Source organism: Sulfuriferula nivalis (assembly GCF_009937995.1).
Taxonomy (GTDB): domain Bacteria; phylum Pseudomonadota; class Gammaproteobacteria; order Burkholderiales; family Sulfuriferulaceae; genus Sulfuriferula; species Sulfuriferula nivalis.
Genome location: NZ_AP021881.1, coordinates 1,418,425 through 1,439,027 on the forward strand (window position 1 = coordinate 1,418,425; position 20,603 = coordinate 1,439,027).

At 46.0% G+C, this 20,603-nt stretch carries 16 protein-coding genes; 14 read left to right on the forward strand and 2 right to left on the reverse strand.

The genetic code is table 11. The features are described from left to right. From SFSGTM_RS07290 to eutC, 13 genes are all read left to right on the forward strand, one after another. Nucleotides 1-666 carry an energy transducer TonB gene (locus SFSGTM_RS07290; RefSeq protein WP_162084584.1) on the forward strand — a complete coding sequence of 222 codons (666 nt, stop codon included), beginning with the start codon at nucleotides 1-3 and terminating at the stop codon, nucleotides 664-666. A 311-nt stretch (nucleotides 667-977) separates the two neighbouring features. After that, the gene (fmdA, locus tag SFSGTM_RS07295) at nucleotides 978-2,204 is read left to right on the forward strand and encodes a formamidase (protein ID WP_162084585.1); all 1,227 of its coding nucleotides are present in this window, start codon (nucleotides 978-980) and stop codon (nucleotides 2,202-2,204) included. 60 nt (nucleotides 2,205-2,264) lie between these two features. Next, the gene (locus SFSGTM_RS07300; protein WP_162084586.1) at nucleotides 2,265-2,618 is read left to right on the forward strand and encodes an FmdB family zinc ribbon protein; all 354 of its coding nucleotides are present in this window, start codon (nucleotides 2,265-2,267) and stop codon (nucleotides 2,616-2,618) included. A gap of 558 nt (nucleotides 2,619-3,176) precedes the next feature. Then, nucleotides 3,177-4,427 carry an urea ABC transporter substrate-binding protein gene (gene urtA / locus SFSGTM_RS07305; protein WP_162084587.1) on the forward strand — a complete coding sequence of 417 codons (1,251 nt, stop codon included), beginning with the start codon at nucleotides 3,177-3,179 and terminating at the stop codon, nucleotides 4,425-4,427. Nucleotides 4,428-4,522: 95 nt separating this feature from the next. Then, on the forward strand, nucleotides 4,523-5,440 hold the full coding sequence (gene urtB / locus SFSGTM_RS07310; protein WP_162084588.1) for an urea ABC transporter permease subunit UrtB: 918 nt from the start codon (nucleotides 4,523-4,525) through the stop codon (nucleotides 5,438-5,440). A 13-nt stretch (nucleotides 5,441-5,453) separates the two neighbouring features. Beyond that, nucleotides 5,454-6,641: an urea ABC transporter permease subunit UrtC gene (urtC, locus tag SFSGTM_RS07315; RefSeq protein ID WP_162084589.1), complete on the forward strand. Its 1,188-nt coding sequence runs from the start codon at nucleotides 5,454-5,456 to the stop codon at nucleotides 6,639-6,641. Beyond that, a complete protein-coding gene (gene urtD, locus SFSGTM_RS07320) occupies nucleotides 6,638-7,381 on the forward strand; it encodes an urea ABC transporter ATP-binding protein UrtD (protein WP_162084590.1) in 744 nt (247 codons plus the stop codon). Before urtC ends, urtD begins: the two co-directional genes overlap by 4 nt. Before the next feature lie 19 nt (nucleotides 7,382-7,400). Beyond that, nucleotides 7,401-8,090, forward strand: a complete 690-nt coding sequence (urtE, locus tag SFSGTM_RS07325) for an urea ABC transporter ATP-binding subunit UrtE (protein ID WP_162084591.1) — start codon at nucleotides 7,401-7,403, stop codon at nucleotides 8,088-8,090. A 26-nt stretch (nucleotides 8,091-8,116) separates the two neighbouring features. Continuing rightward, on the forward strand, nucleotides 8,117-9,157 hold the full coding sequence (locus SFSGTM_RS07330) for an aliphatic amidase (RefSeq protein ID WP_162084592.1): 1,041 nt from the start codon (nucleotides 8,117-8,119) through the stop codon (nucleotides 9,155-9,157). 5 nt (nucleotides 9,158-9,162) lie between these two features. Then, nucleotides 9,163-11,406 carry a nitric oxide reductase activation protein NorD gene (locus tag SFSGTM_RS07335; protein ID WP_162084593.1) on the forward strand — a complete coding sequence of 748 codons (2,244 nt, stop codon included), beginning with the start codon at nucleotides 9,163-9,165 and terminating at the stop codon, nucleotides 11,404-11,406. A 129-nt stretch (nucleotides 11,407-11,535) separates the two neighbouring features. Then, complete coding sequence (eat, locus tag SFSGTM_RS07340; protein WP_162084594.1) at nucleotides 11,536-12,918, forward strand: ethanolamine permease; 1,383 nt, start codon at nucleotides 11,536-11,538, stop codon at nucleotides 12,916-12,918. Nucleotides 12,919-12,966: 48 nt separating this feature from the next. Next, nucleotides 12,967-14,364, forward strand: a complete 1,398-nt coding sequence (locus tag SFSGTM_RS07345; protein ID WP_162084595.1) for an ethanolamine ammonia-lyase subunit EutB — start codon at nucleotides 12,967-12,969, stop codon at nucleotides 14,362-14,364. Beyond that, nucleotides 14,256-15,143 carry an ethanolamine ammonia-lyase subunit EutC gene (gene eutC, locus SFSGTM_RS07350; RefSeq protein ID WP_162084596.1) on the forward strand — a complete coding sequence of 296 codons (888 nt, stop codon included), beginning with the start codon at nucleotides 14,256-14,258 and terminating at the stop codon, nucleotides 15,141-15,143. Before SFSGTM_RS07345 ends, eutC begins: the two co-directional genes overlap by 109 nt. Here eutC and SFSGTM_RS07355 read toward each other — a convergent pair. Next, the gene (locus SFSGTM_RS07355; protein WP_162084597.1) at nucleotides 15,136-16,116 is read right to left on the reverse strand and encodes a helix-turn-helix domain-containing protein; all 981 of its coding nucleotides are present in this window, start codon (nucleotides 16,114-16,116) and stop codon (nucleotides 15,136-15,138) included. The two genes, eutC and SFSGTM_RS07355, sit on opposite strands and share 8 nt — an antisense overlap. A gap of 378 nt (nucleotides 16,117-16,494) precedes the next feature. Here SFSGTM_RS07355 and SFSGTM_RS17185 point away from each other — a divergent pair, with 378 nt between their 5' ends. Then, nucleotides 16,495-18,153 carry a methyl-accepting chemotaxis protein gene (locus SFSGTM_RS17185; RefSeq protein ID WP_198420623.1) on the forward strand — a complete coding sequence of 553 codons (1,659 nt, stop codon included), beginning with the start codon at nucleotides 16,495-16,497 and terminating at the stop codon, nucleotides 18,151-18,153. A gap of 73 nt (nucleotides 18,154-18,226) precedes the next feature. Here SFSGTM_RS17185 and SFSGTM_RS07365 read toward each other — a convergent pair whose 3' ends face one another. After that, entirely contained in the window at nucleotides 18,227-20,593 is a 2,367-nt protein-coding gene (locus SFSGTM_RS07365) for a sensor domain-containing diguanylate cyclase (RefSeq protein ID WP_162084599.1), read from the reverse strand. Nucleotides 20,594-20,603 lie beyond the last annotated feature (10 nt).

Sequence of the window (20,603 nt, forward strand, 5' to 3'; positions counted from 1 at the left end):
ATGCGGCTTATTTATAGTGCATTAGCGTTATCTATCGTTGCGCATGCCGTAGTGGCCACCTGGGTGTCTACGGTGCCTGGGACACAGCAAGAGTTGGCTGTGCCTGTGCTGCAAGTTCAACTATCCCAAAAGACAGAAGAGATATCAGGGCTAGTGAATCATCCGGCAATACCCCTGTCATCTGATATCAAAGTATCTCACCAGATCACTCATATTCAGACTAGGAGAACGCCGGTGATACGTTCTGAACCTGAGGCTGCAATGCGCGCACCCTCAGTTGAACAAGCTGGATTGCCTGCTGTAGCCCCTGTTTTGGCAGTAAGTAATGCTTCAACAGCAATTCCGCTGCCCGTGCCCGTGCAACCTCAAGCTGTATCAATTTACCATGCACCCGAATATGCAGTTGCGTATCTGCAAAACCCTGCACCAGTCTATCCGCCATTAGCACGTCGTATGAAATTGACGGGTACGGTTTTACTGCGTGTCAAAGTCGATGAAAATGGTTATCCGTTAGATATTGCGATACAGCAAACTTGTGGCAGCGACATGCTTGATCAAGCCGCACTTGATGCCGTACATCACTGGAAGTTTGTACCTGCGCGTCAAGGCAATACTGCTGTTAGTGCATGGGTAGATGTGCCTGTACGCTTTCGTATGGATATGTGAATTAGGGCTGTCAGTGCTGGGAATGCACTTCGATGCACTTCTCTGTGGCTATTTGGTGAAAATGCGTGATAAGCGTGCATGACTAAGTCGTTCTGCTTGGTTCTGGTGCATGCAGGTCTGTCAGGTTTATTGAAATGGTTTTTTCATGACCGCCATATAACCATATGAAACTTAATTAATAGGTAGTAAATTTCCTTGGTCTTAAAAATTGGCATATTAAATGCTAAGTAAATATCAACCAGGCAGCCTTTGACTGTTCGGTTAGTACTTGTATGCATTTATTTTGACTATATGACTGTTAGGAGATTGCTGTGCCAAAAACCTTGATTAAAGTGGATATTAATAAGTCACCTGAAGAACAATCTGACGTGTTGCATAATCGTTGGCACCCGGATATTCCTATGGTAGCGATGGTTAAGCCTGGTGATGAGTTCCGTGTAGAGTGTATAGACTGGACGGGCGGACAGATTGGCAACAACGATAGCGCGAATGATATACGCGATGTCGATTTGACCAAGGTTCACTATTTGAGCGGTCCTATTGGTGTTGAAGGTGCTGAGCCTGGTGATTTGCTGGTGGTCGATATTCTGGATGTTGGTGCATTTCAAGAATCTGAATGGGGCTTCACCGGGCTGTTTGATAAAGCCAATGGTGGTGGCTTTCTGACCGATCATTATCCTGATGCGCGTAAAGCTTGCTGGGATTTCCATGGTATCTACACCACTTCAAGACATATTCCTAATGTCAGATTCGCTGGCATTATGCATCCTGGCTTGATCGGATGCCTGCCTTCACGTGAACTGTTGAATGAATGGAATAAGCGCGAAGCTGCGCTGGTGAGCACCGACCCAGATCGCGTGCCGCCATTGGCTGCACTGCCTTATGCAGAAACTGCATTGATGGGGCGCATGACCGGCGAGGCTGCTAAAGAAGCTGCTAAAGAAGGTGCACGTACTGTTCCTCCACGTGAGCACGGCGGTAACTGTGATATTAAAAACCTTTCCAAAGGCTCACGTGTCTTTTTCCCTGTCTATGTAAAGAACGCAGGTCTATCCATGGGCGATTTGCATTTCTCCCAGGGTGACGGTGAAATCACATTTTGCGGCGCGATCGAAATGGCTGGTTACCTGGATATCCATGTTTCAGTTATTAAAGGCGGTATGGAAAAGTATGGTGTCAAAAACCCTATATTCCAGCCTAGCCCTATGGAACCTAGATACAACGACTATCTGATTTTTGAAGGTATCTCAGTTGATGAACAAGGTAAGCAATATTACCTCGATGCGCATGTTGCTTATCGTCAAGCATGTCTGAACGCAATTGAATATCTGAAGAAATTTGGTTACAGCGGTGAGCAGGCTTATGCAATTCTGGGTACGGCACCAGTTGAAGGTCATATCAGCGGTATTGTTGATATTCCGAATGCTTGCGCTACATTGTGGCTACCGACTGAAATCTTTGATTTCAATTTGAAGCCAGATGCGGAAGGACCGAAAATCATGGTGACCAGTAAGGTTGACCTAGCTTCGACTTCTTAATGTGTGTTGATGCTCGCCTCTGGTTATTCAGAGGTGAGCATTTTTGAGTGAGGAATTGAAATGCCTTTATATGATTATCACTGTGAAGAATGTGGCTCATTTACTGAAATACGAAAAATGAGTGAATCGGATCTTAATATGGAATGCCCGAGTTGTGGTGCTTCCAGTGAACGCGTAATAACTGCACCTCAGTTAGCTATACTGGGTAAAGCGCAACGCAGTGCATACGAACGTAATGAGAAATCAGCGCATGAGCCAAAAATGGCACGGCGTAGTAGTTGTGGCTGCAATGGTACCCACACTTGTTCGACATCGGGTAAGTCATCCAAGTCGAAGGAAAAAACGGCAGCTAAAACAAATGGTTTTGAAATGCAGACTAAAAAAACTGCCAGACCCTGGATGTTGGGTCATTAAACTGTAATTTCGGCGAATCTATGTATTAGCATGGGTTCGCCGCATCACTTCTGCATTAACAACTCTCGTATTATTCATTGTAATAGTTCCCTGAACATCCTGATCTTGTTTGAAAAAATGTCAATAGATTTTATTTATAATCATATTGATGTTTCTATTAGTTAATCTAATTTCTTTATTTAATGATAGTCAAATATTTCACTTTGTATACAGGTTATGCACTCAAATGGAGCATGTATACAACAATGTGCACCCATTTCTAGAGATTCAACTATCGTCTGCCTTTTTTCAAAAAAATCTGTGTTAATCAAGAAATGCGGCCAAGTGAAAAAATAAATTTATCTGCCACTAACAATATGAAAAATTGGACAAAAAAATTTGTTTATTAATCGTTCAACTTGACCATGCCTGTTGTGGCACATGAATTGCTAGTAGTTGAACACCGATCTAAAAATGTGCATGTACAGAAACCTGATGGTATGTGTTGCGGAGTGGACGGTTAGCTCTTCTGCAGGGAGGAGTGTTAATTGCATGCAATCTTAATTTAAGGAGCAACAGATGAGTAAATATGATAGACGTCAATTTATGAAGACCGCCGGTGCGGTAGTTGGTGCTTCACTGGCCTTGGGTATGACCGCTAGTGCAAGTAATGTATTCGCAGCTGATTTTCCAACTGCAAAAGTGAATACAACTGGTCTGGCCGTTACTGATAAGACCGTAAAGGTAGGTATCTTGCATTCGTCTACAGGTACCATGGCGATCAGCGAAACTGGCTCGATTCAAGCTGAAAAGCTGGCGATTGCCCAGATTAATGCTGCGGGTGGTGTTTTAGGCCGCAAGATCGAAATTATTCAGGAAGATGGTGCCAGTGACTGGCCTACGTTTGCTGAAAAATCTAAGAAGCTGCTAGAAAATGACCACACTGCTGCAGTGTTCGGTTGCTGGACTTCAGCTTCACGTAAAGCTGCTCTGCCAGTGTTTGAAAAAGACAATGGTCTGTTGTTCTACCCAACTTTCTATGAAGGTCTTGAGCAATCCAAGAACGTGTTCTACACAGGTCAGGAAGCAACACAACAAATTCTGGCTGGCCTGGATTGGGTAGCTAAAGAGAAAAAAGCCAAAACATACTATTTGATTGGTTCTGATTACATCTGGCCACGTACTGCAATGAAGATTGCACGTAAACAAATCGAGCAGCACTTAGGTGGTAAGGTCGTAGGTGAAGAATATGTTGCATTGGGCGATACACAATTTGGTTCTGTGATTAACAAAATCAAACTGAAAAAACCTGACGTGATTTATGCGGCTGTGGTGGGTGGTAGTAACGTTGCATGGTTCAAGCAATTGAATGCAGCAGGTATTAACGCTAAGAAACAGACTTTGTTGACTATCTCTGTGACTGAAGATGAAGTTCTGGGTATTGGCGGTGAAAACTTGCAAGGTTTCTACTCTGCAATGAAGTATTTCCAAAGCCTTAAGAATCCTAACAACGAAAAATTCGTTGCTGAATTCAAAAAAATGTGGGGTCCTAAATCAGTTATTGGTGACGTGACTCAGGCTGCATATGAAGGTCCATGGTTATGGAAAGCAGGCGTTGAACGTGCAGGTAGTTTCGACGTAGATAAAGTGGTTGCTGCTTTACCTGGCTATGAATTGAAAACCGCACCTGAAGGTTATGTCAAGGTCGATCCTAACCATCACTTGTGGAGCAAACTGCGCGTAGGTGAATGGCGTGCAGATGGTCAGGCAGATGTGGTTTATGAGTCTCCTCTGATCAAACCAGATCCATTCCCTAAAGGTTATCAATAAGCGTTTGACTTACTCGCAGCACCATCCGGTGCTGCGAGTATTTTAGTAAGCAATTTTGTGCGTTATAACCCGTTAGTATAAGTGGAGTGTTAATCATGTTTGGATATTCGATGGCGGATATAGGTAACATCTTGGTAATGCAGGGCTTTTCAGGCTTGAGCCTGTTTAGCGTGTTACTTTTGATGGCACTGGGTTTAGCAATTATTTTCGGTCAAATGGGCGTGATTAATATGGCTCATGGTGAATTTATGACCATCGGGGCTTATACAACAGTATTTTTATCAAAACTGGCAGTGAAATACGACATTGTGAATTACTACTTTGTGTTCGCAATTGTTGCTGCATTTATTATCGCATTTGCCATAGGCTATCTTGTTGAATTTGTACTGATAAGGCATTTATATAAGCGGCCGCTGGATACGCTGTTAGCGACCTGGGGCTTGAGCTTAGTGATGCAACAGATTTTCAGGTCAACTTTCGGCGCTAAAGAAGTGAGCGCGGAGTTACCGCAATGGTTGTTAGGCGCGTTCCAGCCTACGCCAGACATAGAAATCCCTATCAATGGTGTGTTTGTGATGGGGTTAGCAGCAGTCGTGACATTCGGTGTGTTCCTGTTCATGTTCCGCTCACGCTGGGGTTTGAATGTCAGAGCTACGGTACAAAACCGGGTGATGGCAGGTGCAGTGGGTATTAATACTAAAAAGGTAGACCGAGTCACATTTGCACTGGGTTGTGGTATCGCGGGTGTGGCAGGGGCTGCGTTTACAACGATCGCTTCTACCGGACCGACAACGGGCTCGCTATACATCGTTGACAGCTTCATGGTGGTGGTATTTGGAGGTGCAGCGAGTTTGATGGGAACGATAGCTTCTGCGTTCGGTATTGCTCAGGCACAGTCCATCCTTCAGTTCTTCATGACCAGCTCGATGGGTAAGGTGTCAACCTTGTTAGTCATCGTGATTATCTTGATGATGAAGCCAGAAGGTTTGTTCGCAGCCAAAGTCCGTAAGTAATCAGGAGATATACATGAATACATTTACTAACAAGCTATTGGGTGGGAAGCAGGGGGCAATCGGGCTGGCTGTTCTGGCCGCGATTATCCTGGTTGTCCTGCCGTTGGGACTGGATCCGTTTCGTATCGGTATGGTAGGCAAATATCTGACGTATGCCTTTGTGGCGGTCAGTCTGGTGATGCTGTGGGGTTATGGCGGTATTCTGAGTCTGGGTCAGGGGATATTCTTCGGTCTGGGGGGCTATTGCATGGCCATGTTCCTCAAACTGGAAGCGTCTGATCCCATCAGTACCAAGATACAGACAACGCCAGGCATACCGGACTTTATGGACTGGAACCAGATTACGGCTTTACCCATGATGTGGCAGCCATTTCATAGCTTTACTTTGACATTGCTGGCAGTCGTTCTGGTGCCGACATTGTTTGCTTACATTATCGGTTTTGCGATGTTCAAGCGTCGTGTGGGGGGGGTGTATTTCGCCATTATTACTCAGGCAATTGCGCTGATATTGAGTATCCTGATAGTCGGACAGCAAGGCTATACGGGTGGTGTGAATGGTATTACCGACTTGAGAACCCTTCTGGGCTGGGATATTCGTACCGATCATGCCAAGTACATACTTTATTACATCAATGCGTTCTTGCTAATCGCAGTAATTCTGGTGTCTCGTTACATCCTGTCCAGTAAATTCGGTATGTTGTTGCTGGCGATGCGTGATAAGGAAGAGCGGGTGCGTTTCTCTGGTTACGACGTGTCCAACTTCAAGATATTCATCTTCTGTTTTGCCGCGCTTATATCTGCACTGGGCGGCGCAATGTTTACGCTACAGGTGGGTTTCATGTCGCCAAGCTTCATCGGTATCGTGCCTTCCATAGAAATGGTGATTTTCGCAGCCGTAGGTGGACGCATGTCACTGATAGGTGCGGTGTATGGCGCGTTGCTGGTGAACTATGGCAAGAGCGTATTCTCGGAAACCTATCCGGAGCTGTGGTTATACCTGATGGGCGGTCTGTTTATTGCTGTGGTGATGTTCTTCCCGAATGGATTAGCAGGTATTTACACTGATCTGATGAAGAAGTTTCAATCACGTAAAGCTAAGCCTTTACCAGCTAAAGTCGAGGTTGAGGCAGTAGCTGTCGTAGTGGAAAAAACCGAATCTGAGCCAATTATCACTAGCGAACCAGCAGGAGCAAAAGCATGAGTAATACTGACTTTGTACTTGCCATAGAGGATTTGACAGTGTCTTTCGATGGCTTCAAGGCTGTTGATGCATTGACCTTGTATGTAGACAAAAATGAGTTGCGCGTTGTTATTGGGCCGAATGGTGCGGGTAAAACGACTGTGCTGGATCTGATCTGCGGTAAAACCAAATCGACTTCAGGTTCAATTAAATTCAAGAACAAGGAGCTGACCAAGCTGTCAGAACACGAGATAGTGCGGACAGGGGTAGGGCGCAAGTTTCAGACGCCATCGATTTATGAAAACCTGTCTGTCTACCAGAATCTGGAAGTGTCTTATCCCAAAGGCAGGAATGTGTGGGGTAGCCTGACTTTTAAACGTACCGATGCAGTGCTGGAGCAGGTACACAAGATTGCCAAGGACATTATGCTTGAAGACCACCTCGAGATGGAGGCGGCTTTATTGAGCCATGGTCAGAAACAGTGGCTGGAGATCGGTATGTTGTTGATGCAGGAGCCAGAGTTATTGATGCTGGATGAGCCAGTGGCAGGAATGAGTGCCAAGGAACGCGACCAGACCGCTGATCTGCTGAATCGTATTTGTGAGAATCGTTCGGTTCTGGTGATAGAACATGACATGGAATTCGTCAAAAAAATTGCCCATAAGGTCACCGTGTTGCATCAGGGCAAGATATTGGCTGAGGGCACGATGGAACAAGTGCAGGCCGACGAACGCGTTATCGAAGTTTATCTAGGTCACTAACAGGTTAAGGGGAAATAGCATGTTCGAAATAGCAGACTTGCAGGTGAGCTACGGGCAAAGCCAGGTTATTCATGGCTTAAGCTTTAAAGCAGAAAAAAATGAAACCGTGGCCATTATGGGGCGTAATGGTATGGGTAAAACCACATTGTTCAAATCCCTGATGGGCATATTGCCGAGTAAATGCGCAAAAGCGACTGTTGATGGCGAAGATTTGAGCGGCAATGAAAGTTATCAGCGTGTTGCTAAGGGACTGGCTTATGTGCCTCAGGGTCGTATGATATTTTCTAATATGACGGTTCAGGAAAATATTGAAACGGGCTTGGGAAAATCGAAGTCCAGACATATTCCTGAAGATATATTTGCGCTGTTTCCAGTTTTATACGACATGCGTCATCGTAAAGGCGGTAATCTGTCCGGTGGTCAACAACAGCAACTGGCGATTGCCCGTGCGCTAGTGACCAATCCTAAAGTGCTACTGCTGGATGAGCCTACCGAAGGTATACAGCCATCCATCATTAAGGATATCGCAAAAGTACTGAATGAAATCAGGAAGATGCGTGAGATTACTATTATCGTTTCTGAGCAGGTTTTGAGTTTTACCATGGAAATTGCTGATCGTATCATTGTGATTGATAAGGGTAAGTTCATCCACGAAGATAAACGTGGGGATGTGGATGCAGCCAAGATCAAGGGTTATTTGTCAGTCTGAGCAATGTATATAGAAACGGGTGAATTATGAGACATGGTGATATTTCCAGTAGTAATGATTGTGTAGGTGTAGCAGTAGTCAACTACAAGATGCCACGTTTACATACCAAGGCTGAGGTGCTGGATAACGCGCGCAAGATAGGTGAAATGCTGGTAGGCATGAAGCTTGGGTTGCCTGGTATGGATCTGGTTGTTTTCCCTGAATACAGCACGCATGGCATCATGTATGACAGTCAGGAGATGTATGACACTGCTGCAAGCATACCTGGTGAAGAAACCGAGATATTCGCTGAAGCTTGCCGCAAAGCCAACGTATGGGGCGTGTTTTCACTCACGGGTGAGCGTCATGAAGAGCATCCAAATAAGGCGCCGTACAATACCCTGATTTTGATGAACAACAAGGGCGAAATCGTACAGAAATATCGCAAAATCATGCCGTGGTGTCCGATAGAAGGCTGGTATCCGGGTGATCGCACCTATATGTCTGAAGGTCCTAAGGGCATGAAGATTAGTCTGATCATTTGCGATGATGGCAACTACCCGGAAATCTGGCGTGACTGCGCAATGAAAGGGGCTGAGCTGATAGTGCGTTGCCAAGGTTATATGTACCCAGCTAAAGATCAGCAAGTACTGGTTGCCAAGGCTATGGCATTCATGAATAACGTTTATGTTGCAGTTGCTAATGCATCAGGCTTTGACGGTGTGTATTCGTATTTTGGTCATTCCGCCATTGTTGGTTTTGATGGTCGTACTTTGGGCGAATGTGGTGAAGAGGATTACGGTATTCAGTATGCCGAGCTGTCAACCTCACAGATCCGCGATGCGCGCAAGAATGGTCAATCTCAGAACCATCTGTTCAAGCTGTTGCACCGTGGTTATACCGGGAAAATCAACTCGGGTGAAGGCGATAAGGGCGTGGCGGAAATTCCTTACGAGTTCTACAAGAAATGGGTCATGGATCCTGAATCTGCTCGTGAGCAGGTCGAGTCGTTCACTCGTACTACGGTAGGTACAGCGGAATGTCCGATTCCTGGCATTCCAAATGAAAGTGATACTCCGCATAAATAATCTGTATGGCGAATATCGGGCTAGTGACAGGCGCTAGCCCGAATCGCTTAATTGAACCAGTGAACCAGTATGAATCTGCGGTGCATGGTGAGCTCACGCATGCAGGACTGAGTAAGACATCACTGGGTTTGTTCAGAGATGCTGAGCCTGATCTGATTAGTTTGCTCGGACAGCAATCGGTCGTTTATCTGACCGCGACTATCATTAATATTTATCCCAAGACGAGTGCTTCAGTCGTCGATCTGATCATAACCTCCAGTCTTCAGGCTGCTCGTACACTCGGCAACCCTCACGCATACAAGTCTTATCTATCGTTGCTGGAAGAATTGGTGATGCTGGCGCCACGCGGACTACGTCCTATGCTGGCTAAGCAGGACGTTTTGTTGGAACGGATGACTATTGCAGGCCTGCAGCGTTGGGTACGGAATGGTATCGCGCGCTATAGTCGGGATTTTGCCAGACTCGCGCAATATTTTGCATTGGAGAGTACGGCTTCCTGGCATGCGCTCAATCTGGAGAGTGGCAATACGCTGTTTATTCACGAACGGCGACGTATAGCACTGTACTTGCGTGCGCTATGGGGACGAGAATTTAAACTCCAGCAGTTCCCGGTGTTAACCGATGCCAATGAAGGTCTGGCACGCAGTTTTGTGGATGAACATCATGTAATTCATTTGCCAGACACATATGCAGGTGTCTCCAGCAGGTCGAGCAGAGATGTGTATCGGGCTGCTGCAGTGCATGCAGTGGCACACATCATCTACTCCAGGCAGACATTCCTGCGCCGAAAAATCAATCCCATGCAAAACACCTTGATAGGGTTGATAGAAGACGCACGAGTAGAGGCCTTGGTGATGCGTGATTTCCCCGGCTTGCGCAATTTGTGGCGAGATTTGTACCCACCAACAAATTTTCTTAATACCGATTTTCTGTCGTTGGCACGCAGGTTGACGCGTGCGCTGCTAGATCCTGATTATGTTGATAACAACGGCTGGGTGAAAAAGGGTCGTAAGCTGTTTTTCGAACAACCGCATAGTTGGGATGATCCGCAAATCTCCATCCGGCTTGGCTTGTTGCTGGCTAATGACATGGGGCAAATGCGGGTTAAGTTCAATGCGCCCGCATATCTGGTTGAGCCGTCATATCGTGACGATAACCGTATGCTGTGGGAGCGTCAGGAGGTGGAAGTGCCATTGCCTGATCCGACGCAACCGGAGCAGAACCGCGGTGACAGCAAGCAGACGTTTACCCGCAATATAGATACGACACGGCAGCGAGCGACTGATATAACCGATGCAAGCACGGAAACATTACAGCTGCCTGCGCCACCAACGCCAGATGATTTCCCAGTGAAATCCGTATTCCATTATCCAGAATGGGATTATCGCATGGGCATGGAACGACCAAATGTGGCAAGCGTTATCGAGCAGCCATGCCCTGCGGGTGAGTTAAGTACTATCACTGAGATTGAGGATAGCACCCAGGCTGTACTCTCCAGACTTAAACGTATTAATCAGGCAGTGCGCCCCAACTTGCTGTATCGGCAAAAGAAACATGAGGAGGGAGATGATCTCGATCTCGAAGCAGTTATTCGCGCTGCTACGGATATCAGACAGCAACGTACGCCAGATATGCGTATTAACAGCCGATACATCAGAAATGCGCAGCAGGTATCAGTATTGTTATTGCTGGATTTGTCTCAGTCGACCAATCAGCATGTTCCGAATACGGATAAGACTGTCCTCGACCTGACCAGAGAAACGGCAGTGCTTTTTGCTGGTGCAGTTACTGATCTCGGTGATGATTTTGCCATACATGGCTTCTCTTCGAATGGCCGTCATCAGGTTGAGTATTATCGTTTGCAGGATTTTTCTGAAAGTTTCGATGACCACATTAAACAACGTCTGGCAGGTATGACTGGCAAGTTGTCGACCCGATTAGGTGCGGCAACCAGACATGCGGGGCACTACCTGGCACAGCAGCCGGGTAGTCGTAAGATATTATTAATTATCAGCGATGGTGAGCCTGCCGATATTGACGTCACTGACGCAAACTATCTGGTGCATGACGCGGCACATGCAGTCAGGCAATTGCGTCGTTCAGGGTTGGATTGCTTCGGGCTTAATCTGAATATACATACAGAAGCTCAGTCAGCACAAATTTTCGGGAAAAGGGGTTATCGTATGCTGGATGATATATCTCGTTTGCCGGAAATTTTACCTGCTATTTATTTAAGATTGCGGCGTTAATATTGAAATATATTGCTGAAAATTTAAGTTTTTTAATCATCATCTTAACTTTTGCCAAAATGGGATAGTGCAGTTTTCTAATCCTCCTAAAATCGAGCTGAGCAGTTTACTTTTTAAAGGGGAATGGTTATGGAAACTGGAGCAAGTAATACACTCAAACCCACACTGAATGTCTGGCATATGTGGGGTTTGGCAGTCGGACTAGTGATTTCGGGTGAATATTTTGGCTGGAGTTATGGCTGGGATAAAGCTGGAACGCTGGGTTTTATGGTGACGTCGGTGATGATTGCGGTGATGTACACCACTTTCATTTTCAGTTTTACCGAATTAACGACATCTATTCCTCACGCGGGTGGGCCATTTGCCTATGCGCGTCGAGCGTTTGGTGACAAGGCGGCGTTTATTGCAGGTTTTGCTACGTTGGTGGAGTTTGTATTTGCGCCGCCAGCGATTGCCATGGCCATAGGGGCATATCTGAATGTGCAGTTTCCTGGTGTGGACGTTAAAGTGATGGCAGCAGGTGCTTATGTCATCTTCATCGGATTGAATATTATCGGGGTGCGGATTGCTGCAACCTTTGAACTGTTTGTGACCATACTGGCAATCCTGGAGCTGCTGGTATTTATGGGTGTGGTGTCACCTGCATTTTCTGTAGCAAATTTTGTTGCGCATGGCTGGTCTGGGCAAGATGGTTTCAGCGTGGCAGCCATCCCCGGAATAGTTGCGGCGATTCCTTTTGCCATCTGGTTTTTCCTTGCTATTGAAGGCGTGGCCATGGCAGCAGAAGAAGCTGAGAATCCTAAGCGCACTGTACCAGTTGCCTACATTGCCGGGATATTAACGCTGGTGGTGCTGGCGATGGGGGTGATGGTGTTTGCAGGTGGTACGGGTGACTGGAAAGCGCTGTCAAATATCAACGATCCGTTACCACAGGCGATGAAGCTGGTGGTGGGTGCGAACAGTGGCTGGCTGCATATGCTGGTGTGGATAGGCTTATTCGGGCTTATAGCATCATTCCACGGCATTATTCTGGGTTATTCACGACAAATATTTGCACTGGCACGCGCGGGTTACATGCCGCAGTATTTCGCTGCAGTACATCCAAAATTCAAAACACCTCATCGTGCCATTATCGCAGGCGGTATCGTTGGCGTGGCGGCGATATTCAGCGATGATCTGATTTCATTTGGTGGGCAGACATTGACAGCCAATCTGATTACTATGGCCGTATTCGGTGCGATTGTCATGTATATCATTTCCATGCTTAGTCTGTTTGCGTTGCGTAAGAATGAGCCTAATATGAGTCGTCCATTCCCCGCAATGGTTTATCCGTTATTCCCTGCGATTGCTTTGATATTGGCGGCGATTAGTCTGGTTACTATGATCTACTATAATCAACTGTTGGCTGAGTTGTTCGTGGCATTGATGGCGATTGCCTATGGCTACTTTCTACTTACCAAGCATCATCGGGATGCGGCCATCGATAATCAACAGATACCTGTTGTTGGGTAAGTTAAGCGTGACGCTAGATAAGGGCTGAGCGCTGTCGGGAGAAATGCAATGCAGTATCGTCATAGCGTTGGGATGCAAACCTGGCAGTTTAATGATTTGAAAGATTTGCTGGCTAAAGCAACACCTGAGCGCTCAGGCGATTATCTGGCGGGTGTTGCTGCCGGGTCTTACGTAGAACGTATGGCAGCAAAATTGTGTCTGGCCGATGTACCGCTGCAGCGATTTCTGGAGGAGCTGGTAATTCCTTATGAAGATGATGAGGTTACACGGCTTATCATTGACAGTCATGATAAGCAGGCCTTTGCGGAAATTAGTCATCTGACAGTAGGCGATTTCCGTAACTGGTTATTGTCTGATGTGGCAGATACGGCTACTTTGCAGCGCGTAGCGCGGGGTATTACGCCAGAAATGGCTGCGGCTGTTAGCAAATTGATGCGCAATCAGGATTTGATACTGGTGGCGCGTAAATGCAGTGTGGTGACTGCTTTCCGTGACACCATAGGCTTGCCTGGACGCATGGCTACGCGCTTGCAACCGAATCACCCCACTGATGATCCTCGCGGTATTGCAGCCTCTATTGTGGATGGCCTGTTGTATGGTTCGGGTGATGCGGTAATCGGCATTAATCCAGCCACAGATAGCATCCCTGCATTAATGGATATTTATTATCTGGTGGATGAGGTGATCAATGAGTTTGAGATTCCGACACAGTCTTGCATATTGACCCACGTTACCAATCAGATCCAGTTGATAGAAAGAGGTGCACCAGTTGATCTGGTGTTTCAGTCTATAGCAGGTACGGAAAAAGCCAACCGCAGTTTTGGTATTGATATTGCCATTTTGCAAGAAGCACAGCAGGCAGCGCTTTCATTGCAGCGCGGGACTGTGGGTAATAACGTAATGTACTTTGAGACGGGGCAGGGTACAGCGTTGTCATCCAGCGCCAATTTCGGAGTTGATCAGCAAACCTGCGAAGCACGGGCTTATGCCATCGCTCGTCATTTTTCACCGTTACTCAGCAATACTGTAGTTGGCTTTATCGGCCCCGAGTATTTGTATAACGGTAAACAGATTATTCGCGCGGGGCTAGAAGATCATTTCTGCGGCAAGTTGCTGGGCGTGCCCTTGGGTTGTGACGTGTGTTACACCAATCATGCCGAGGCGGATCAGGACGATATGGATAATCTGATGACATTGCTGGCAGCTGCAGAGGTGACTTTCATCATGGGCATACCAGGTGCGGATGATATCATGCTTAACTATCAGAGCACGTCTTTTCATGATGCGCTTTATTTGCGTAATGTGATGGGGCTAAAACCAGCGCCGGAGTTTGAATTATGGTTGAAAAAAATGAATATTACCGACCAAGCGGGACGGATGCGGCCAGTGGAAGCGACGCATCATCTGTTGCAAGCCATGCCCAAACAGTTGCTGGCAGTGAATTAAGTTCCGTTGTTGCCGATCCATGGCAACAGCTCCGACAATTTACCCAGGCACGCATCGCTTTGGGGCGGGTCGGTACCAGTCTGCCTACTGAAGAAGTATTGAATTTCGGCTATGCACACGCTATGGCACGGGATGCAGTGCATTTGCCGCTGGATGTCGATATGCTGGAACGGGAGTGCGCTACTGCTGGCTGGACTGTGGTGCATGTGCAAAGTCGTGCCGCAGATCGTACCAGCTATCTGTTACGTCCTGATCTTGGCAGGCGTGTGGATGCGGCTGGATTGGAGAAATTGCAATCCATCAAATCACAGCATCCGCAACCAGATTTGGTTTTTGTAGTCGGGGATGGGCTGTCTGCCTTAGCAATACATAAACACGCGATACCCTTGATGGCAGAAGTTCGTCGAAGTGCGCCCGTAGAATGGCAATTGGGTACTGTGGTGATGGCCAGTCAGGCGCGGGTAGCTATTGGTGATGAAATTGGTGAGGCATTGGGTGCGCGGGTGGTGGCTGTGCTCATAGGCGAACGACCTGGGCTGAGTTCACCAGACAGTCTGGGAATCTATCTGACATATGATCCTAAAGTGGGGCGAAATGATGCTGAACGTAACTGTATTTCCAATGTGCGGCTGGAGGGTTTGAGTTATGCGGTAGCGGCTAAAAAACTAGTATGGCTGGCTCAGCAAGCTATGCGGTTGCAATTGTCTGGTGTGGATTTGAAAGATGAAAGCGATATGGTGCAGATTGCTGATGCTACTCCACTAAGCTTGCCTAGTTAAGAGAGTGCAGGCGTTTGAAGGTGGTGGACGGTAATTCGCCAAACATTTTTTTATATTCCTGTGAAAAATGTCCGAAATGCCAGAAACCCCAATGCGTCGCCGCTTCGGTAACGGAGTTGGCATCTTTTAACATGTGTCGCACTGCATTTAACCGTTCCGCCCGTAAATAAGCTACAGGGTTAGTCGCAAGCATGTTGTGAAAGCAGTATTGCAGGCTGCGACGGCTGATGCCGAAGTGTTGACACAGATCCGCTACGCTGATGGCATTTTCCGATTGAGTCAGTGCGAGTTCACGTGACTCTGCTACGATATGCCAGCATCTGCTGGTCGATAACTGTATGCCGACGTCATCATTGCCATGTATGAGATTGTCAGCCAGAAAAGCTAAGATCGTCGTACGTAATGACTTAATGTATAAATCGTTTTGCAGTAGATCGGGCATCGCCTGAACTGTCTGGAAAATTTCTGAGATAAATTTACGTATGCCATCCAGCCGTGCAGAGCTCATGGTGAAAATATGCGCCTGTCCGCAGTTTCGTTGTATCGCTGCTTGTTCTTCGGGCATTAACATCTCAAATAACGCAGTACGATTAACCGATATGCCCGCCATGACTAATCCATTGGGGGAGAAAAACTCAAATCCGTTACCACCAGAAAACACATGTATGCAATCGCTGGTGCTCGGTGTGCCGCAGAATACACCGTGATTATTTGCTGCCAGTGGCACGCCTATTGCGATAACATCGTTGCCTAATTGACCATGTTGAAACAAGGCCTGGTTGGTGTACTCAAGAAACAGGTGTACATCTTTAAATTTGATGTCAGATACATAGCCATTAAACCGACCAGAGGACATCTGCAGATAATCCTGATTCCATCCTCTTAATAAATCAGCTTGCTCATCAAAATCATACGATACCCAATGATTAAACGAACCGGTGGGCACAAGTTCGAGATTCGTCAGAGATGGCATGGCTTTATTCCGAAACAAGAGAGTACATGTTAATCAGCAACAATCGTGCCTATTGTCAAAGCCTGAGTTTATCTATAATTGAGCGAGGTTAGGGATGTAGTGCAAGCTCGGTTTGGTGCGTTTACATATTAAAATGGTGCGTAGCATGTAGCTTAAAGAATTAACTGGTATTGCCTAGGGTAATATTTATAGTTTGGATAGTTAAAAAAGATAGCCAGCTATTATCATAAGTTATATGATTTGAACCAGCATGGATGACGCGAGTATGCTGGCCACTATAATAATTATATAAAATTAATATTAGGACGGAGAGGACCCAGAATGAATCTACATAATTTAAAAATTAGCATCCGGCTTGGTTTCCTGGCGGGATTTCTTATGTTGACAATGTTAGTGGTAGGTACCGAGGGGTGGTACACGTTCGCTGATATTAATGCGAATCACGTCGAGGCCATGCGTACAGCCGCGTTGCTGGAATCATCTGTCGATACTGCACGTAGTGCACAAGTCAATTTCAAAAAGCAGGTGCAGGAATGGAAAGATACTTTGCTGCGTGGCAATGACCCTGCTGCTTTTGACAAATATAGTAAAGCATTTAGTAAGCGGGGTGAGGAAACGCACGCCGACTTGCAAAAACTCAAAGATTTGTTTGTTCAGCTAGGCCTAGATACAAAACAAGTTGATGAGGCGCTGCAAACGCATGAAGAACTGGGTGGGAAATATTTGGAGGCGCTTAAGCAATATGACGTGAAAAATCCGAATAGTTCACATATAGTGGATGCGCTGGTAAAAGGTATGGATAGGCCACCTACGCAAAAAATCGAGGATATAGTCACTTATGTTCGTACCCAATCTTCTGCCATGGTTCTGGCTGCGAATAAGAAATCAGACGCCAGTTATCAAACAGGTAAATGGATATTATTAGTTACAACATTTTTGGCGGTGGTAATCGGTGTCATGGTCACCATCTGGCTAATCCGCAGCATAGTGGTGCCATTGAGAGTCGCCATCGGTGTTGCGGAGACGGTCGCATCAGGAGATCTTACCAGTCATATTGATGTATCCAGTGAAGATGAAACAGGTGAGTTAATGCGGGCTTTACGGAAAATGAATGATAGTCTGGTGGCTATTGTTGGTGAAGTTCGTATGGGGACTGAATCTATTGCTTCTGCTTCTGCTCAGATCGCTTCTGGTAATCTTGATCTTTCTAATCGTACTGAAGCGCAAGCCGGTTCACTGGAAGAAACTGCTTCCGCGATGGAAGAGCTCACTAGTACCGTGAAGCAGAATGCTGATAACGCTCGTCAGGCGAATCAGCTGGCAGCAACTGCTTCGGAAGTGGCTTCCAGAGGCGGTGTTGTCGTCGCTGAAGTGGTGAGTACGATGGGTGAGATTAACGATTCGGCTCGCAAAATTGCCGATATTATCGGTGTCATTGATGGCATTGCGTTTCAGACTAATATTCTGGCATTGAATGCAGCCGTTGAAGCTGCCCGAGCAGGTGAGCAAGGGCGTGGTTTTGCTGTAGTTGCAACGGAAGTACGTAGTCTCGCACAACGTAGTGCCGCTGCTGCAAAAGAAATCAAACTGTTGATAGATGACTCGGTTGATAAGGTGGAACAGGGTAACAAACAGGTTGCACAGGCAGGAACGACTATGGGTGAGGTGGTCTCTAGTGTTCAGCGTGTGACTGACATTATGGGTGAAATCAGTGCGGCCAGTCGTGAACAGAGTCAGGGTATAGAAGAAATTAATCAGGCTATCACCCAGATGGATGAAACGACACAACAGAATGCGGCGTTGGTTGAAGAAGCCGCTGCGGCAGCAAAATCGTTACAGGATCAGGCAAGCAACCTGGAAAATGTAGTTGACCGCTTTGAATTAGGGGCACAGCGTCGATCGCAACAGCCCCGTGCCGCAATTAAACATATTGGTGGTAATCAAACTAAACAGCCTGTCAGAACCATTAGTAAAGTTCATAAACCTGCAGCAAAAGTTGTGGCAAATGCAAGCAGTGAAGGCTGGGAAGAATTCTGATCTGTGTTATTGGTATAGTTTGCTTACTCAAACACCCCATACGTTGGGGTGTTTTGCTATGTGCTGCTTATGATTATTCTGGAATTAACCATGCAGAGGGTTCATAAAAATAATAGCCTTGCGATGCATCAATACCCATGTCGAGTACCATTTGATAAATAGCTTCGTTAGCGACAAATTCAGCCACGGTATTAATACCCATCTCTCTCGCGAAATCGCTGATATGCTTCACAATAATCTGAGCATTTCTATCATGTGGCAGATTTTTGATCAGGCTGCTGTCAATTTTCAATGTGTCTATGTTGAGTTTGAGCAGATGGTCAAAATTGGAGTAGCCAGAGCCGAAATCATCTATAGCAAAGCGGCATCCAATTGACTTGAATCGGTCAACAAATGCGCTGACTTCGGTGTAATTATCTATGCCTTCACTTTCCAGGATTTCGAAAATCAATCGATTGCCGATTTGATGTGAGAGTATGGTCTGCTCCAGATAATCAGCCAGTTCGCTATTGAGCAAGTCTTCAGTAGAAAGATTGATACTGACAGGAACACTGCTGTTGTGAAATTGTTGTACAACTTTATCGAACATGATTTTGGTCAGCTGACCATATTGTCTGGTCTTTTTGGAAATAGCTAAGAATTGATAAGGACTGATGACGTTGCCATCTTTTTCAATCAGCCTGACGAGCGCTTCATATTTGATGATGCGCTGAGTTTTATTATCAACTATGGGTTGGAAGTAGGGGGCGATACGGGAATCTTCAACGGCATCCTTAATGCGCTTGTACCAGGCGATATTATTTTCCTGGTCCTTTTGAATACTGGCAAATTCGTAAATTTGCATATTTTTATGCGTGAGTTTGGCTTGTTTAAGTGCCGTGGTGGCATGTTCTAATAGTTTGTCAGATGCCACCACCATACCTACAGTGATGGTTAGCATGACTTCTATTTCACCAATGACGAACAATTCTTTAGCGCTCATGGCAATGATTTGTTCAAGCAACTCTTTGTGCTGAGCAACCGCACTCGGTTCAGTGAAGAGCAGCGCATATTCATCATTACCCATTTTGAACAGGGTAACGCCATTAAATGGTGCGATGAACTTGGCTAGCCATTGTCCATACTGAGCCAGTATGCCATCACCTATAGTGACGCCATATACGCTGTTGATGTCACTGAAACGATCTATATTGATAAGCGCTAAAGATACCTCGGGGTTAATTATGAGTTGGTCGACCAGTGATGTGCGGTTGGGTAAGTCAGTAATAGCATCTGTCGTGAGGTGACGTTTCAGCTGTTCACGTTGCTTGAATGCCTGAATTGCAAAACCGATATCACCCGCTAACTCTTCCAGCATGGCAATTTCTTTGGGGTTAAACCCATCATCCTTTTGTGCGTATAAACCAAGCACCCCTATGGGTTGTTCATACAGGCTGGGCAACAGTGGTAGCGCGATAAATGAACCATAGCCGCCGTGTTCGGCAACCTGCCGCCAAGGCAAGTTTGATGTGTGGGTAGATAAGTGTGTAATGACGACGGTTTTGCTTAGAATACAAGCCTGAACAACTGGGTCATCACTTTGTTCATCTATATTGTGGGTGATAGTTAAGGCGAGTTGAAGCAGTCCTGTTGGGTCGGGAGAATATGCCTGGATAGGCAAGCTGTTATTGGATTTTAATGTGAGCCAGCATAACGTATAACCTGAATGGCCTGCTAGCCGATTAACACTTTTGCTTATTAATTCATCAATATTGTTGGCGGAAATGAGTAGTTGATTGATATCCGCAACAGTGCGAAGTATGCCATCCAGATATTTTGTTTCATCATATGCAAGTTGAAGCTCATGTTGTTGGTGATGCATGGACTGAAATGTCTCACTGAGGGTGTGAGCCAGCTCTGAAAATTCCTTAATGAAATAGCGATGGGTTGACGTACTGCCTGTATGTGCATGCTGTGTGATTTTCCCCAATGGTTTAATGGCTAAGCGTTGAATGACGGTGAATAGCAGCAGGCTGAGTAGGCTAAGTACTGTCAGTATGCCGATGCCATACAATATAGCGATTTGATTGGATCTTCCAAAAACATAGCCTTTGTCTATACGTATCAACATGTATGCAGTATGTTTTTGGCTGCCTTCAAAGTAATAAAATTTAATTTTATAAGCTGTATGTTGGTGATTAAGCAGACCCTCATGGAGTTGTGAAAAAGGGATGTAGTCATTCGCAATCGGTTTGTTTATGAGGGTGCGGGATGAAGATGCATAGATAGTTTGGCCATCTTTGGAGATGGATATTTCGGCAATCACATCATTGAGCGCGAAAGTTTGGTCTAATATTGCCTGTAATTCATTATCTCGACCATTCTGCAGAGATCTGCGGGCATTTTCTTCAAGTAAAAAGGTGTTCTGATTAAGCTCGTCAGCGATAGTGCGCAATATCATCGATCGCTCC

What these genes read in the sequence shown, in the direction of transcription:
- SFSGTM_RS07330 (WP_162084592.1), top strand. Translation starts at nt 8,117, where the DNA reads ATGAGACATGGTGATATTTCCAGTAGTAATGATTGTGTAGGTGTAGCA.
- SFSGTM_RS07300 (WP_162084586.1), top strand. Translation starts at nt 2,265, where the DNA reads ATGCCTTTATATGATTATCACTGTGAAGAATGTGGCTCATTTACTGAA.
- SFSGTM_RS07355 (WP_162084597.1), bottom strand. Translation starts at nt 16,116, where the DNA reads ATGCCATCTCTGACGAATCTCGAACTTGTGCCCACCGGTTCGTTTAAT.
- SFSGTM_RS07345 (WP_162084595.1), top strand. Translation starts at nt 12,967, where the DNA reads ATGCAGTATCGTCATAGCGTTGGGATGCAAACCTGGCAGTTTAATGAT.
- eutC (WP_162084596.1), top strand. Translation starts at nt 14,256, where the DNA reads ATGGTTGAAAAAAATGAATATTACCGACCAAGCGGGACGGATGCGGCC.
- SFSGTM_RS17185 (WP_198420623.1), top strand. Translation starts at nt 16,495, where the DNA reads ATGTTGACAATGTTAGTGGTAGGTACCGAGGGGTGGTACACGTTCGCT.
- eat (WP_162084594.1), top strand. Translation starts at nt 11,536, where the DNA reads ATGGAAACTGGAGCAAGTAATACACTCAAACCCACACTGAATGTCTGG.
- urtA (WP_162084587.1), top strand. Translation starts at nt 3,177, where the DNA reads ATGAGTAAATATGATAGACGTCAATTTATGAAGACCGCCGGTGCGGTA.
- SFSGTM_RS07290 (WP_162084584.1), top strand. Translation starts at nt 1, where the DNA reads ATGCGGCTTATTTATAGTGCATTAGCGTTATCTATCGTTGCGCATGCC.
- SFSGTM_RS07335 (WP_162084593.1), top strand. Translation starts at nt 9,163, where the DNA reads ATGGCGAATATCGGGCTAGTGACAGGCGCTAGCCCGAATCGCTTAATT.
- urtC (WP_162084589.1), top strand. Translation starts at nt 5,454, where the DNA reads ATGAATACATTTACTAACAAGCTATTGGGTGGGAAGCAGGGGGCAATC.
- urtD (WP_162084590.1), top strand. Translation starts at nt 6,638, where the DNA reads ATGAGTAATACTGACTTTGTACTTGCCATAGAGGATTTGACAGTGTCT.
- urtE (WP_162084591.1), top strand. Translation starts at nt 7,401, where the DNA reads ATGTTCGAAATAGCAGACTTGCAGGTGAGCTACGGGCAAAGCCAGGTT.
- urtB (WP_162084588.1), top strand. Translation starts at nt 4,523, where the DNA reads ATGTTTGGATATTCGATGGCGGATATAGGTAACATCTTGGTAATGCAG.
- SFSGTM_RS07365 (WP_162084599.1), bottom strand. Translation starts at nt 20,593, where the DNA reads ATGATATTGCGCACTATCGCTGACGAGCTTAATCAGAACACCTTTTTA.